General features: G+C 61.7%; 12 protein-coding genes and 1 tRNA gene. 4 read left to right on the forward strand and 9 right to left on the reverse strand.

Features of this window, described 5'->3' with window-relative positions; translation table 11 throughout:
- Positions 1–354 precede the first annotated feature (354 nt).
- From Q8O29_RS09440 to Q8O29_RS20350, 3 genes are all read left to right on the forward strand, one after another.
- Entirely contained in the window at positions 355–1,389 is a 1,035-nt protein-coding gene (locus Q8O29_RS09440) for a tyrosine-type recombinase/integrase (RefSeq protein ID WP_305562136.1), read from the forward strand.
- 423 nt (positions 1,390–1,812) lie between these two features.
- Positions 1,813–2,127 (forward strand): hypothetical protein, encoded by a 315-nt coding sequence (locus Q8O29_RS09445; protein ID WP_305562138.1) that lies wholly within the window; start codon positions 1,813–1,815, stop codon positions 2,125–2,127.
- Positions 2,124–3,692 carry a recombinase family protein gene (locus Q8O29_RS20350; RefSeq protein WP_371134193.1) on the forward strand — a complete coding sequence of 523 codons (1,569 nt, stop codon included), beginning with the start codon at positions 2,124–2,126 and terminating at the stop codon, positions 3,690–3,692. The genes Q8O29_RS09445 and Q8O29_RS20350 overlap by 4 nt, the downstream gene beginning before the upstream one ends.
- Here Q8O29_RS20350 and Q8O29_RS09455 read toward each other — a convergent pair.
- Positions 3,651–3,726, reverse strand: a tRNA-Asn gene (locus tag Q8O29_RS09455). The two genes, Q8O29_RS20350 and Q8O29_RS09455, sit on opposite strands and share 42 nt — an antisense overlap.
- A gap of 164 nt (positions 3,727–3,890) precedes the next feature.
- Between Q8O29_RS09455 and thiD the strand changes: the two genes are divergently transcribed.
- Positions 3,891–4,736, forward strand: coding sequence for a bifunctional hydroxymethylpyrimidine kinase/phosphomethylpyrimidine kinase (gene thiD / locus Q8O29_RS09460; RefSeq protein ID WP_305562142.1), 846 nt, complete (start codon positions 3,891–3,893; stop codon positions 4,734–4,736).
- A gap of 34 nt (positions 4,737–4,770) precedes the next feature.
- Here thiD and Q8O29_RS09465 read toward each other — a convergent pair whose 3' ends face one another.
- The 8 genes from Q8O29_RS09465 to Q8O29_RS09500 form a co-directional block, all read right to left on the reverse strand.
- The gene (locus Q8O29_RS09465) at positions 4,771–5,817 is read right to left on the reverse strand and encodes an NAD(P)/FAD-dependent oxidoreductase (RefSeq protein WP_305562144.1); all 1,047 of its coding nucleotides are present in this window, start codon (positions 5,815–5,817) and stop codon (positions 4,771–4,773) included.
- Between the two features lie 148 nt (positions 5,818–5,965).
- Positions 5,966–6,295: a ferredoxin FdxA gene (gene fdxA / locus Q8O29_RS09470; protein ID WP_305562146.1), complete on the reverse strand. Its 330-nt coding sequence runs from the start codon at positions 6,293–6,295 to the stop codon at positions 5,966–5,968.
- 89 nt (positions 6,296–6,384) lie between these two features.
- Complete coding sequence (locus Q8O29_RS09475) at positions 6,385–7,791, reverse strand: sulfate adenylyltransferase subunit 1 (protein ID WP_305562148.1); 1,407 nt, start codon at positions 7,789–7,791, stop codon at positions 6,385–6,387.
- A 115-nt stretch (positions 7,792–7,906) separates the two neighbouring features.
- Positions 7,907–8,863 carry a sulfate adenylyltransferase subunit CysD gene (gene cysD / locus Q8O29_RS09480; RefSeq protein WP_305562150.1) on the reverse strand — a complete coding sequence of 319 codons (957 nt, stop codon included), beginning with the start codon at positions 8,861–8,863 and terminating at the stop codon, positions 7,907–7,909.
- Between the two features lie 32 nt (positions 8,864–8,895).
- Positions 8,896–9,516, reverse strand: coding sequence for a phosphoadenosine phosphosulfate reductase family protein (locus Q8O29_RS09485; protein WP_305562152.1), 621 nt, complete (start codon positions 9,514–9,516; stop codon positions 8,896–8,898).
- 5 nt (positions 9,517–9,521) lie between these two features.
- Positions 9,522–9,917, reverse strand: coding sequence for a DUF934 domain-containing protein (locus Q8O29_RS09490; protein ID WP_305562154.1), 396 nt, complete (start codon positions 9,915–9,917; stop codon positions 9,522–9,524).
- Positions 9,918–9,927: 10 nt separating this feature from the next.
- A complete protein-coding gene (locus Q8O29_RS09495; protein WP_305562156.1) occupies positions 9,928–11,742 on the reverse strand; it encodes a nitrite/sulfite reductase in 1,815 nt (604 codons plus the stop codon).
- 25 nt (positions 11,743–11,767) lie between these two features.
- Positions 11,768–12,559, reverse strand: a complete 792-nt coding sequence (locus tag Q8O29_RS09500; protein ID WP_305562158.1) for a sulfite exporter TauE/SafE family protein — start codon at positions 12,557–12,559, stop codon at positions 11,768–11,770.
- Between the last annotated feature and the right edge of the window lie 253 nt (positions 12,560–12,812).

Raw genomic sequence — 12,812 nt, forward strand, 5'->3', positions numbered from 1 at the left:
GAGATGTAACGATTGAACTCCTTGGCTGCGTCCATAAAGCCTCCGGTCAGAATTGATGCTATTGAAATAATAGCATATTTTATGACACAGTAAGACTATCTATCTATCTTTTTTTAAGAAGAGAAAGAAGGAAAAAAGGAGGCGGGTTTTCAGGAAAATATCAATCCACGAAGCATGGAGTTTCTTCCACCTGTGGGAATAAACAGGTTCCACGAAAATTTCGCGCATCAACGGGTCTTTTGTGGATGCCCTGTCGGCCTGTAGCCCAATGCTGGTGCGGGTTCCAGGCCTTTTTTGGGTCCTTCCGCGCTTCCACGGCCAGAAATGCGCCCGGCTTGTTTTTAAGGCCGCACCATGGCCACTGAACCACGAACGAACTTTCAGCTGATTGATGACTGGTTGGAATGGCTACAGCATGGCCGGAACCGCAGCGCCCGCACGGTAGAGATATACAGCCTGGCCATGAAGCGGCTGCAGGAATTCATGCCTGGCAGGCCGCTGCTGGACTTCACCTCGGTCGAGCTGCAGGCCTTTTGCGGCCTGTGGCTGCACAACAAGGGCATCGTGGCCAAGGGGCGTGTGCCGTACATCAGCGCGGTCAAGGGCTTCTACAAATGGGCTGTGTCGGCTGGCCACACAAGGCGGCACCTGGCATCGGGCATCGAGCAACCCAAGACGGGGCGCAAGCTGCCCAACCTGATCACGCTGGCCAACGCCGAGAAGCTGATGTGGGGTCCGGACCTGGACAGCTTCATCGGGATCAGGGACGCGGCGATGCTGGCGCTGCTGATGGGCTGCGGCCTGCGCGTGGGTGGCTTGGTCGCCCTCAACGAAAGCAACCTGTCCATGACGCAGGTGGACAAGCAGCCGCGCATGGTGCTGAAGGTGATGGAGAAGGGCCGGAAGGAGCGACTGGTGCCGGTGCCGCGCGAGGCCGAGATGCTGGTGCGCGTGTACCTGGGCCACGAAGACCTGGTGGATATCGACCGAGATATTCCGACCAAAGACGGCATGCCCCAGGACAAGGTGCTTTTCGTGTCGGTGCGATCAACCAGAATGACCGCAGATCTGCACCGCGGCGAACGCCGGCGCCTGACCCGCAAGGCCGTGCACGACATGCTGCAGAAATACGGCCGTCGCTTGGGCATCCCGAGTGAGCAGCTGCACCCCCATGCCCTGCGCCACCTGTATGGCACCGAATTGGTGGAAGACAACGTGCACATGGAAGCTGTGCAGGGCCTGATGGGTCATGCCGAAGTGAAGACCACATTCCTGTATGTCCACCTGGCTGCACGCCGCAAGTTCGGTGATGTCGATAAGTTCGCGCCGCTGGCCAAGATCAACACGCCTGTGTCAGAGCTGCTCAAGCGCTTGCCACCACAGGCCTGATTCACCCCCTCACCTTCAAAGCAATATGCGACCCAAACATGCCCCCGAACTGCCAGCACAGTTACGCAAAGCCTATACCGTAACCATGCGAAGGCGAGAAGTCCCGCGTCAGTTGGTGGTCTCGCAGCTTCCCGCAATGTGTAACAAGATCAGGCTAACTCTGACGGTGGTTTTACTGCGTGGTCTGGTGAAGTGCGCAGTGGTGCTGTCTGTTTTCAGAGGGAGGGCACGCTATGCCAGTGCGTGAAACCCGCAGTGCCAGGCATGCAGGCGCTGCCCTGGTCACGCTGGAGGATGCCTCGACTGAGGGGGTGGGGGGTCGGCAGGCGGACCTGTTCCCGCCCGAAGGGGGGGGGTGGGTACCTGGATGGATGCACTACTTCAAAACTTTTGGAGGGGGCAAAAATTCGCGAACTTTCGGACATGGGCCTGCCGGCCATCTGGATTCGCATCGCGGAAGCGGTGGGGTACGACAACTTCCTGACCCTGTGGCGCATCCTGGACACAGCGGCTGAGCTGCGAGAAATTCGCCGTTCTGAGAACGAATCCATGATTGAGGTCCAACTGCGCCGCTACACCAGCTTCAAGCGCTTCCAACGAAATCGGTGGGTTGAAGAGTTGGCACGCAACCACCTGCCACCGGCAGTGATCCAGAAGGCTGTCAAGGACCGCCTTGGTGAAAAACTGGACCGTTCTCACATAAGAAAACTGGCCCGGCGTGGAAAGATGCGGGGATGAAGAGGGCAATCATCTATGCACGGGTTAGCAGCAAGCGCCAGGCCGACGACGGTTTACCGATTGAAAGCCAGCTGGACCGCTGCAGGGTGAAAGCCGAGGCGCTGGGGGCCGAAGTCTTGAAGGAGTTTGTTGACGGCGGGATATCTGGCACCACAGATAAGCGCCCAGCATTCCAGGAGGCGATCAACTACTGCTCATTGATGGACGTGGACTACTTCATCACCTGGTCCAGCAGTCGCTTCGCCAGAAACGTCTTGGATGCGGGTCGGTACAAGCTGGTTTTGCAGACCTATCGCACGCGCCTGACCTATGTTTCCAGTGACGTGGACGTGAGCACCGACGACGGCTGGCTTATGGACGGGTTCTTTGCATTGTTTGATGAGCACGTGAGTCGGCGGGTCAGTTCGGACACCCGGCGCTCGATGCTCAAGGCGGCTGGCGACGGGTATTTCATGGGCGGGCGCGTGCCTTTTGGCTACGCGGCGATTCCTGACGGAAAAAGGCGGCGCCTGGTGGAGCATCCCGGTGAGGCCGAAACCGTGCGCCGGGTGTACGACCTTTCTTTGCAGGGTCACGGCGTGAAGATCATTGCGATGACGTTGAACGATGCTGGCCTGTTTCTTCGAGGACGGCGCTGGGCAAAAAACACGGTGAATTTCATGCTTACCAGCGAGGTCTACTGCGGCGTGAGCATTTTTAATCGGCTGACGAAGCGCAAGCCAAACCCTCCTGACTTGTGGGTCCGTGTCAGCAGCCATCCGGCGATCATTGACGCTGAAACCTTCGGTAAGGTACAGCAATCCCTGCAGGCCAGGCGACCGGAGCGGGTTGGAGGCATTCCGCGCAGCCAAGCCGTGTTTGCTGGCTTGCTTCGCTGTGGTCATTGCGAGGGGGCGCTGACGCTCACGAACGGGACCGCGCGTGACGGTACCAGACACCACTACTACGGATGCTGCACTCACATGCGGGGGAAAGAAAAATGCAACTTCAAGAACATCAGGGTCGATTCGATGGATCCATGGCTTGTGAGCGAACTGCTCGACAAGGTACTGACGCCAGAAACCGTGATCAAGGTGGTGAAAGATGCCACGGCCATGGGCGGGCAGTGGGCGCGTGATCGCCAACTGCGCAGGGACGCCCTGGTGAGAGGGTTGCGCGAAGCTGAGGGAAAGCGCGGAAAGCTGTACAGCGTGCTTGAATTGCTCGGTGAGAACGCACCAAACCTAGCGGACCTTGGGCCGCGGCTGCGCGAGTTAAACGCTCAGATCAAGGATTTGGAGCAATCCCTGATCAAGTTGGAAGACGAACCGACTGGACCGCTCGATGCCCCCGAGCTCGACGTGATGGAGGTCTCAGGCATGCTGCGCGGCCTGGTGGAGCAATGTCAGGACGTGAAAAAGCTGCGGACTTTTCTTGGATCGTTCATTGAAAAAGCCACTGTGACGGGTGACACAGTGGCTGTTGAATACAACGAAGGCCGCATGATGAGCCTCGGTGGCTCGGCGGTTCGCTTTGTGAATAAGTGGCTCCTCAACCTGGGCTCGAACCAGGGACCTACGGATTAACAGTCCGGCGCTCTACCAACTGAGCTATTGAGGAATACAGCCTATGATTATAGCCTTAATTCTCTGCGGTCCCGCTGCTGCGGGACGCGCGTGCTTGGCAGTTCACCTGCGGCATCGCGGGCCAGCGGGGCGACGCGCCGCTTCCCCGATAATCCGACATCGCCTCTCGCAGGCCGCGAGTCACCGGAAATCTTCTTCATGAGCGATACCTCTTTTCAATTCGAATACCCGCGCGTGTTATCGATTGCCGGCTCCGACAGCGGCGGTGGTGCGGGCATCCAGGCGGACCTGAAGACGATTGCTGCGCTAGGTTGTTACGGCATGACGGCGATCACCGCTTTGACTGCGCAGAACACCTTGGGCGTGCGGGCCATTCATGGTGTGCCACCGGACATCCTGCGTCACCAGATTGACGCGGTGGTCGAGGACATCGGCGTCGATGCTGTCAAGATCGGCATGTTACATGCACTCGAGATTGTGCTGGCGGTGGCCGAGGCGATAGACCGCCATGCACTGCGGAAAATTGTGCTCGACCCCGTCATGGTGGCCACCAGCGGCGCCGTGCTGATCGACAACCCGGCCATAGTGGTGTTGGTGCGCGAACTGTTTCCGCGCGCCGTGCTGGTCACGCCCAACCTGGATGAGGCGGCCTTGCTCGTAGGCCGCCCCTTGCGCAACGCGCAAGACATGGAGTTCGCGGCAAGCGAATTGCTGGCCCGCGGCGCGCATGCGGTGCTGCTCAAGGGTGGTCATCTGCCAGGCGACACGGTGATCGATTTGCTGGTCACGGCCGAAGGTGGCAAACACTGGATGCAGGCACTGCGGATCCAGACTCCCAACACTCACGGCACCGGCTGCACCCTGTCGTCGGCCATTGCCGCCGGACTGGCGCTGGGCCAGCCCTTGTTTGAAGCGGTCGAGATGGCACGGGCCTATGTGCGTGCGGCCATGCTGGCCGGGGCAAAGGTGAAAACCGGCGCCGGCGGCGGCCCGCTCAACCATGGTCACGCGCCTGTGCCGATGCGGCTCAAGCCGCTGGTTTAAAGGCGAATCGCCGACGCCCGGCGGGTGCCCGGTGTCAGTCGACTTGGGGCGGCTCAACACCCAGCAGCTTGTGCAGTTTCGGGCTGGTGGTGGTGTACTGAAGCTGGATCTTCTGACCCGGAAAAATCAGCTCGGCCGCTCCGAACGCCGCCAGTGCACATTCATGAAAACCGCAGAGGATCAGTTTTTTCTTGCCAGGGTAGGTGTTGATATCGCCGACCGCAAAAATGCCGGGGATGCTGGTGGAGAATTTTTCGGTGTCTACCAGCAATTGCTTGCGTTCCATGTCCAGCCCCCACTGCGTCAGCGGCCCGAGTTTGGGTGACAGGCCGAGCAGAACCAGCATTCTGTCCACCGGCAAGGCAGCGGTGTTGCCATCCACGTCCGTGATACACGCTGCTTTCAGTTTGCCGTCTTCGGTGTCGATTCCGGTAAGCTGCCCCACCTGAAAACGCGCGGTGCCGCTTTTGCGCAAGGCATCAAAGCGGGCCAGGACCTGTGCGGAAGCTTGCAGAACATCCCGTCGATGCAGCAAGGTCACGCTTTGCGCCTGCTGTGGTCCTGCTTCGGCCAGACGTACCGCCCAGTGCACGGCGGCTTCGTCTCCACCCACCACCAGCATTTTTTTACCGGCAAAGGGCGTCGATTCGCTGGCGTGGTGAAAAAGCTGGCTATTTTCGAAGGCGTCCAGCCCGGCTATCCTCAGCCGCTTCGGCTGGAACGATCCCACGCCGGCGGCAATGAACATGGTTTTGGCAAGGAACACCGTGCCAAGGGATGTTTCCACCAGGAAACGGCCGTCTGCCTGTGGCACCACCGTGCTGACTTCCTGGCCCAGATGGAAGCTGGCGCCGAAAGGCTCGATTTGTTTGAGAAGGCTGGCGACCAACGCACGGCCGCTGGTGCGCGGCGTGCCGGGAATGTCATAAATCGGCTTGTCGGCGTAAAGCTCAATGCACTGCCCGCCGGGGTGGGGCAAGGTGTCAATCACGTGGGCCTTGATGTCCAGCAGGCCGAGCTGGAACACCTGGAACAGACCGACAGGCCCCGCGCCCACGACCAGGGCATCGGTTTCAATCATGCCGCCGCCCAGTGACGCATGTATTTGCGAAGTGGCGCTTGCCTTGCCAGCAGACGCCGCGAAACGGGCTTAGCCAGGCCGCAGGCGTCGTCCCCTGCAAGGGGCGGTGGTGCTACGCGAAGTGAGCATCCGGCAGGGGTGTGCATGTTCACCGAATCAGCTCGGCCAGTTTTCCAGTTTTGTCTTTCCACTCTTCGGCATCGGGCAGGGCCTCCTTGCGCTTGGTGATGCTTTTCCAGCCTGCGGCCTGGCTCAGTTCGACATTGATCTTGATGAAGGCGATCTGGTCGGCTGGCACGTCTTCCTCGGCATAAATCGCATTGACCGGGCACTCGGGGATGCAGACCGCGCAATCGATGCATTCGTCCGGATCAATCACCAGCATGTTCGGGCCTTCGCGGAAGCAGTCCACCGGACAGACATCGACGCAGTCGGTGTACTTGCAGCGGATGCAGGGTTCGGAAACGATGTGAGTCATGTTGTTCTGGCGGGGATCGGTGGAAACCCTCGATTTTAAGAGGATTCCGGAAGTAGGGTGAAGTCGGCAAGGCGGGGCTGCTGATCAGGTCAAAGAATCAGCGCGGCCCCCGATGTTTTGTTCGATGCCGTGTCCACCAGCACCAGCGAGCCGAGTACGCGTGAACGTGCATAGGGCAGGGTGGCCAGCGGCTCTTGCAGGCTCAGCTCGATATGGCCGATGGCATTCGGCGGCAGCGCGCTGGCGTCCTCCTCGGCCAGCGTGTTGACATCGAGTTTGTGGACGATGCGTTTGACCTTGGCCTTGACCCAGCGGTGGCCGTGCAGCGCCCAGTAAACACGGCCGGCGACCAGCGGCTCGTCGTCCATCCAGGCGATGGTGACCGACAGTTCGCGCGAGGGCTCAAAGCTGTTTTCTGCCAGCAGCCAGTCGCCGCGCGACACGTCCACTTCGCGGTCCAGCACGATGCCCGCGCTGTGGCCGGCTCGGATGGATTTGGTCTGGCGTGTATGGTCCAGCACTTGGGCCACAACGGCGGTTTGGCCGCTCGGCAGCACGGTCACGCTTTGGCCCGGTTGAACACCACCGGTAGCGACACGGCCCCAAAAGACACGGCGGCTCTGCGAAGTGTCCGAGGACGATGAGAATGGTTTCTCAGACGGGCCGCCCCTAGGAGAAACAGCCCCCTCGGGGGGCAGCGACGACACGTCAGTGCGGAGCGTGGGGGCAGGTTTCTCCACCCACTGCACCGGGAAGGAAAAAGCTTCGGTGCTTTCGGCGGTGGTGGCGGGCAGGTGTTCAAGCAATTGCAGCAGTGACTGGCCCTGGTAGTTGCACCAGCCGGGCAGGGCATCCACCACGTTGTAGCCCTTGAGGGCCGACACAGGAACGGTTGCCTTGACCGGGATGGACGCGGCTTTCACAAACGCCGTGAGTGCCGCACTGATGTTGCGGAAGGCCCGTGCGGGATTTTCCACCACGTCAAGCTTGTTTACAGCGAACACGATGGATGGCACCCGCAGCAGGTTGACCAGCAGCGAGTGGCGCCGGGTCTGCGGCAGCAGTTCCATGGACGGGCTTGTCCAGTCGAGCTTGGTGGCGTCAACCAGCACCACAGCGGCGTCGGCGCTTGATGCGGCGGTAACCATGTTGCGCGTGTACTGCTCGTGGCCGGGCGCGTCGCCGATGATGAACTTGCGGTTCTCGGTGTTGAAGTAGCGGTAGGCCACGTCGATGGTGATGCCCTGCTCGCGCTCGGCCGACAGGCCGTCGGTCAGCAGCGCCAGGTCGGTTTCGCCGTCGCGCTGCACGCCGGCCAGGTGGTCCTGTAGCACGGCCTTGCTGTCCACCAGCAGGCGGCCGATCAATGTGCTTTTGCCGTCATCGACCGAACCGCAAGTGATGAACTTGAGCGCCGATTTCAGATCATTTTGGCCTGTAGCCCCTGTCGGATGGGCATAGTCAGCTATCAAATCAGTAGCGGTGTTGGTGGTCATTTCAGTCTCAAAAAATAGGCTAGGTCTTGGTCAGTGGGGGCTGCGGGTCCGGCTCCGCCGGCCCGCAGGCGCCGCCCCCTGGGGGGAGGCAGGCGAAGCCTGCTTCGGGGGAGAACTAAAAATACCCGTCTTTTTTGCGCTTTTCCATCGAGGCGTCGGAGGTCTTGTCATCCATGCGTGTGGCGCCGCGCTCGCTGACGTCGGCGGCCAGGGTTTCGATCACGATCTCGGCTGCCGTGGCGGCCGGGCTGTCCACCGGGCAGGTGCAGGTGATGTCACCCACGGTGCGAAAACGCACGGTTTTTTCGACAACCCCCTCGCCATCGCGCGCGGGTGTGAGTTCGGTCACCGGCACCAGCAGGCCCTTGCGCTCAACGACCTTGCGCTGATGCGCGTAGTAAAGCGAAGGCAGGGCGATGGCTTCGCGCTCGATGTATTGCCACACGTCGAGCTCGGTCCAGTTGGAAATCGGAAACACGCGGAAATGCTCGCCGGGCTGCAGCCGGGTGTTGAACAGCGTCCAGAGTTCGGGTCGCTGGGCCTTGGGCTGCCACTGGCCGAAGCTGTCGCGGTGCGAGAAGATGCGCTCCTTGGCGCGGGCTTTCTCCTCGTCGCGGCGCGCGCCGCCGATCAGCGCGTCGAAGCGGAACTCTTCGATGGCCTCCAGAAGTGTCACCGACTGGTGCACATTGCGCGACTCGCCGGGGTGTGCCAATCGCACGGTGCCGCGTTTCATGGAGTCTTCGACGTTGCGCACGATCAGCTCGGCGCCGAGTTCTTTGGCGCGCAGATCGCGGAAATCGGTCACCTCGTGGAAGTTGTGGCCGGTGTCAATCATCAGTAGCGGGTAGGGAATGCGACCCACGCCAAAGGCTTTTTCGGCGCACTTGAGCATGACCAGCGAGTCCTTGCCGCCCGAAAACAGCAGCGTCGGGCGCTCGAAGGCGGCCGCCACCTCGCGCAGGATGAAAATCGTTTCTTCCTCAAGTGCATCGAGGTGGGTATTGGACAGCCGCGCGGTGGAGATCGCCGAGTTGGCTGGCAGGAGGTTGGTGGGTGTTCGGGCGTTCATAGCTCAGCGGTGGGGAGCAGGGGGCGGGACCGTCAGTGTGCGAGGTGCAGGCCGCATTCGCGGTTGTCCTCGCCTTTTGTGGGGTCCACGTAGTCGAAATTGTTGGGCAGGCCGTGGGTCTCACAGTACTGGTAAAGGTCTTTGGACGACCAGTGCAGGAGAGGCGCGACCTTGATCAGCCCGTCCGGGTTGACGCTGACCGCATCCATCTGGGCGCGCACGGCGGTGTCGGTGGCGCGCAAGGCCGTGAACCAGACTTGCGGCGCAGTTTCGCGCAGGGCGCGGGCAAAAGGTTCGAGCTTCACTTCTTCGGTGAAGGTCGCATGGCGTGGATCGTCCAGCGCCGGGGTCGGGCCGTCCATGGCCTCGCGGTGCGCACGAGAGCGGCGCGGCAGGTAAATGTGCAGGTCCAGCTTGAGCAACTTCGTCACTTCGTCGGCAAAGCGGTAGGTGGCCTCGGTGTTGTAGCCGTTGTCCATCCAGACCACGGGAACTTGGGGACGGACGCGCGTCACCATGTGCAGAATGACCGCTTCAAAAGGACGGAAATTGGTGGTGACGATGGTTGGCCGGCCCAGACCCACGGCCCAGTCCACCAGGCCCGGCGCATTGAGACCGAGTTCTGCGTTGATGTTGGCAAGGTCAAGGTTCATGGTGTTCAGGCGGCAGCCGCTTCCTTGAAGTGTGGTTGCACGTCGACGGCGTCGCCCTGGTAGTTGCCGACGCCGTAACCGGGGTAGGACGCCAGTACCCGCTGGGCGGTCGCCATGTCCTGGTCGGCGCGCAGCACGGCGACGTCAAAGCCGCTGCGTTCCATCTGCGCGAGCTGGTCGGCCAGCACATCACCCGTTGCGCGGATTTCGCCGTCGAAGCCGCGCCGGCGGCGCAACAGAAAAGCCTGGCTGAAGGCGCGGCCGTCGGTGAATTTCGGAAAGTGCAGGTCAATGCGTGTCACACCGTCCAGTGCAGGCTGCAGCGGGTCGGCGTCGTTGGGCAGCACGAGGAGCGTGCTTTCTGCGGCGGCGCTGTGATCGGTCAGTGGCAATAGTTTCATGGCGAGGTCCTCAGTTGGCGGCGGAGGCTGCAGCGGCAAAACGTGCGCTGTTGGCGGCCAGCTTGAACGGGTCGATGCCGGTGCGGCGCAGGGTGGCAATAAAGGTTTCACCGGCCTCACGTTCGTTGCGGTAAGTCTCCAGCACCGCTTCGATGACTTCCGGCACTTCGGCGGCAGAGAACGAGGGGCCGACCACCTTGCCGGGCACGGGCGCGCCGCTCAGCGTGGAGCCGTCCGAGCCGCCCAGCGTGACCTGGTACCACTCCTTGCCGTCCTTGTCGACGCCAAGGATGCCGATGTGGCCGCTGTGGTGATGGCCGCAGGAGTTGATGCAACCACTGATGTGCAGGTCGATCTCGCCGAGGTCGTGCAACTCGTCCATGTCCTGGTAACGCTCGGTGATCGCCTCGGCAATCGGGATCGAGCGTGCATTGGCCAGCGAGCAGAAGTCGCCGCCGGGGCAGGCAATCATGTCGGTCAGCAGGCGGATATGGGGGCGGGCGAAGCCGGACTTGCGCGCAGCGCGCCACAGCTCGGGCAGCTCGTCGCAGCGCACCCAGGGCAGCAGCAGGTTCTGGTCGTGCGTAACGCGCAGCTCACCGGCGCTGAACTGGTCGGCCAGGTCGGCGGCTGTGTCGAGCTGGTCGGCGGTTGCGTCGCCGGGCGCCTGGCCCAGGCGTTTGAACGACAGCGTGACGCAGCGCAGGTCAGGGTTCTGGTGCGGGGCCACGTTCTGCTTGAGCCAGCGGCCAAACTCCACATCGTCTTCGGCCGCCGCGCGCAGGATATTTGCAATTTTGGCGTCAGCGCTCTTGCGGTCGCACCTGAGCGCAGGGGGCACAAAACACGCCGTGACGCGGTCCAGCTCGGCCTGCGTGATGGTGTGCGGGCCGCCGTCGTGCTCCATGATCTGCAGGTACTCGGTTTCCACGTCGTCGATGTACTTCTGGCCCTCAGCCTTGACCAAAATCTTGATACGCGCCTTGTACATGTTGTCGCGCCGGCCGTAGCGGTTGTAGACGCGCACGATGGCCTCGATGTAATTCATGACCTGGTGCCACGGCAAAAACTCGCGGATCACTGTGCCGATGACGGGCGTGCGGCCCATGCCACCGCCGACCTGCACCTTGAAGCCGAGCTCACCTTCGCCGTTGCGGATCAGGTGCAGGCCCACGTCGTGCCAAGCGGTGGCCGCGCGGTCTTCCTTCGCGCCGCTGATGGCGATCTTGAACTTGCGCGGCAAAAACGCGAACTCGGGGTGCAGCGTGCTCCATTGGCGCAGGATCTCGCCGAAGGGCCGTGGGTCGGCGATTTCATCGACCGCTACCCCGGCGCGCTCGTCACTGCTGATGTTGCGTATGCAGTTGCCGCTGGTTTGTATGCCGTGCATGTTGACGCTGGCCAGCAGGTCCATCACATCGGCCGATTTGTTCAGTGGAATCCAGTTGTACTGAATGTTCTGGCGCGTGGTGAAGTGGGCATATCCGGCGGTCAGTTTGGACGCCACCGACAGACCGCTTTTGAGGTTGACCGGGCCCAGCTTGTCCTGGGCCGCCTGGGCTTCATTGAACAGCGCGGCGTTCGGCTGGTCATATTCACGGGCGATCTTTGCGAGCACACGTACCTGCGCGCTCGACAGCTCACCGTAGGGTACAGCCACGCGCAGCATGGGTGCGTAGCGCTGGACATACCAGCCGTTTTGCAGGCGCAGTGGGCGGAAGTCGTCCTCGGCCAATTGGCCGGACTGCCAACGGGTGAGCTGGTCGCGGTACTGGTCCGCGCGTGCCTGCACGAACTGGCGGTCAAATTCTGTGTATTGGTACATGGCTGTCAGAGATCAAAAAGTGGATTCAGATGGCGATGAGCTTGACGCCGGCATAAGCCAGCAGCACGGAAAGCAGGGAACGTATCCAGCGGTCGGGCGTGCGTGTCATCAACCGGGCACCGAGCCAGATTCCCGGCAGCGAGCCAGCCAGCAGCTTGGCCAGCAGCGGCCAGTCCACCGAACCGATGGAGGCATGACCGAGGCCGGCGACCAAGGTCAGCGGCACGGCGTGGGCAATATCGGCGGCCACAATGCGCGGCAGAGGCAGGGCGGGGTAGAGCAACATCAGCACAATCACGCCGATGGCGCCCGCGCCCACCGAAGTGATGGTGACCATGGCGCCAATCAGCGCGCCGAACAGAACCGGCAGCGCCCAGTGCCGGGCCTGCGTCGCGGCGCTGAGGGCCGCCGCTTCAATATGACGCGGTGCGGCCTTGCCGTAAACCGTCTTGTACAGCATCGCGGTCGCCGTCAGCAGCAGCGCGATGCCCAGGGAGGTGGTCATCACCGCATGGGCGGTCGGGCTGGCCGGGCCGAGCAGGTGAAGGGCATACAGCGTGACCAGCGCGGCCGGAATGCTGCCGGCGGCAGTCTGGCCGACGATTTTCCAGTCCACGATGCGCGCGCGTGCCAAGCTGACCGTGCCGCCCATCTTGGTGAAGGCGGCGAACAGCAAATCGGTGCCTATGGCCAGGTGCGGTTTGATGCCAAAAAAGAAAATCAGCAAGGGCGTCATCAGCGAGCCGCCGCCGACCCCGGTCAGGCCAACCACCACGCCCACCGCAAAACCGGCGAAGACAAAAGCAAAATCATGCATAAGCCGGTGACTGTAAAACCGCAGGTTATGAAAACAAACGACAGATTTGTTGTTCGCTTATTCGCATAAGCTTATTCGCCAGTGTTCGAGCGGGTTCTCCGGGTTTTAAGCGCTAGGAGCCTGGGCGGCAGAAGGCGTCGAAGCGAAAAGTGGCCCCGGCGAGGACAGTTTTCGCCGGGTTTGCAGCGCCATAGCCGTAGCTATGGGGCAAAAAGCCGGTGAAAAATGGACCGTCGCGGCCGCTTTGCAGCCG

Origin of the sequence: Polaromonas sp. (assembly GCF_030689685.1) — a bacterium.
Classification (GTDB): Bacteria; Pseudomonadota; Gammaproteobacteria; order Burkholderiales; family Burkholderiaceae_C; genus Polaromonas.

Excerpts from the sequence above, each read along its gene's own strand:
- Q8O29_RS09490 (WP_305562154.1), bottom strand. The coding sequence starts at position 9,917 with ATGAAACTATTGCCACTGACCGATCACAGCGCCGCCGCAGAAAGCACG.
- fdxA (WP_305562146.1), bottom strand. The coding sequence starts at position 6,295 with ATGACTCACATCGTTTCCGAACCCTGCATCCGCTGCAAGTACACCGAC.
- Q8O29_RS09475 (WP_305562148.1), bottom strand. The coding sequence starts at position 7,791 with ATGACCACCAACACCGCTACTGATTTGATAGCTGACTATGCCCATCCG.
- thiD (WP_305562142.1), top strand. The coding sequence starts at position 3,891 with ATGAGCGATACCTCTTTTCAATTCGAATACCCGCGCGTGTTATCGATT.
- Q8O29_RS09500 (WP_305562158.1), bottom strand. The coding sequence starts at position 12,559 with ATGCATGATTTTGCTTTTGTCTTCGCCGGTTTTGCGGTGGGCGTGGTG.
- Q8O29_RS09485 (WP_305562152.1), bottom strand. The coding sequence starts at position 9,516 with ATGAACCTTGACCTTGCCAACATCAACGCAGAACTCGGTCTCAATGCG.
- Q8O29_RS09495 (WP_305562156.1), bottom strand. The coding sequence starts at position 11,742 with ATGTACCAATACACAGAATTTGACCGCCAGTTCGTGCAGGCACGCGCG.
- Q8O29_RS09440 (WP_305562136.1), top strand. The coding sequence starts at position 355 with ATGGCCACTGAACCACGAACGAACTTTCAGCTGATTGATGACTGGTTG.
- cysD (WP_305562150.1), bottom strand. The coding sequence starts at position 8,863 with ATGAACGCCCGAACACCCACCAACCTCCTGCCAGCCAACTCGGCGATC.
- Q8O29_RS09465 (WP_305562144.1), bottom strand. The coding sequence starts at position 5,817 with ATGATTGAAACCGATGCCCTGGTCGTGGGCGCGGGGCCTGTCGGTCTG.
- Q8O29_RS20350 (WP_371134193.1), top strand. The coding sequence starts at position 2,124 with ATGAAGAGGGCAATCATCTATGCACGGGTTAGCAGCAAGCGCCAGGCC.
- Q8O29_RS09445 (WP_305562138.1), top strand. The coding sequence starts at position 1,813 with ATGGGCCTGCCGGCCATCTGGATTCGCATCGCGGAAGCGGTGGGGTAC.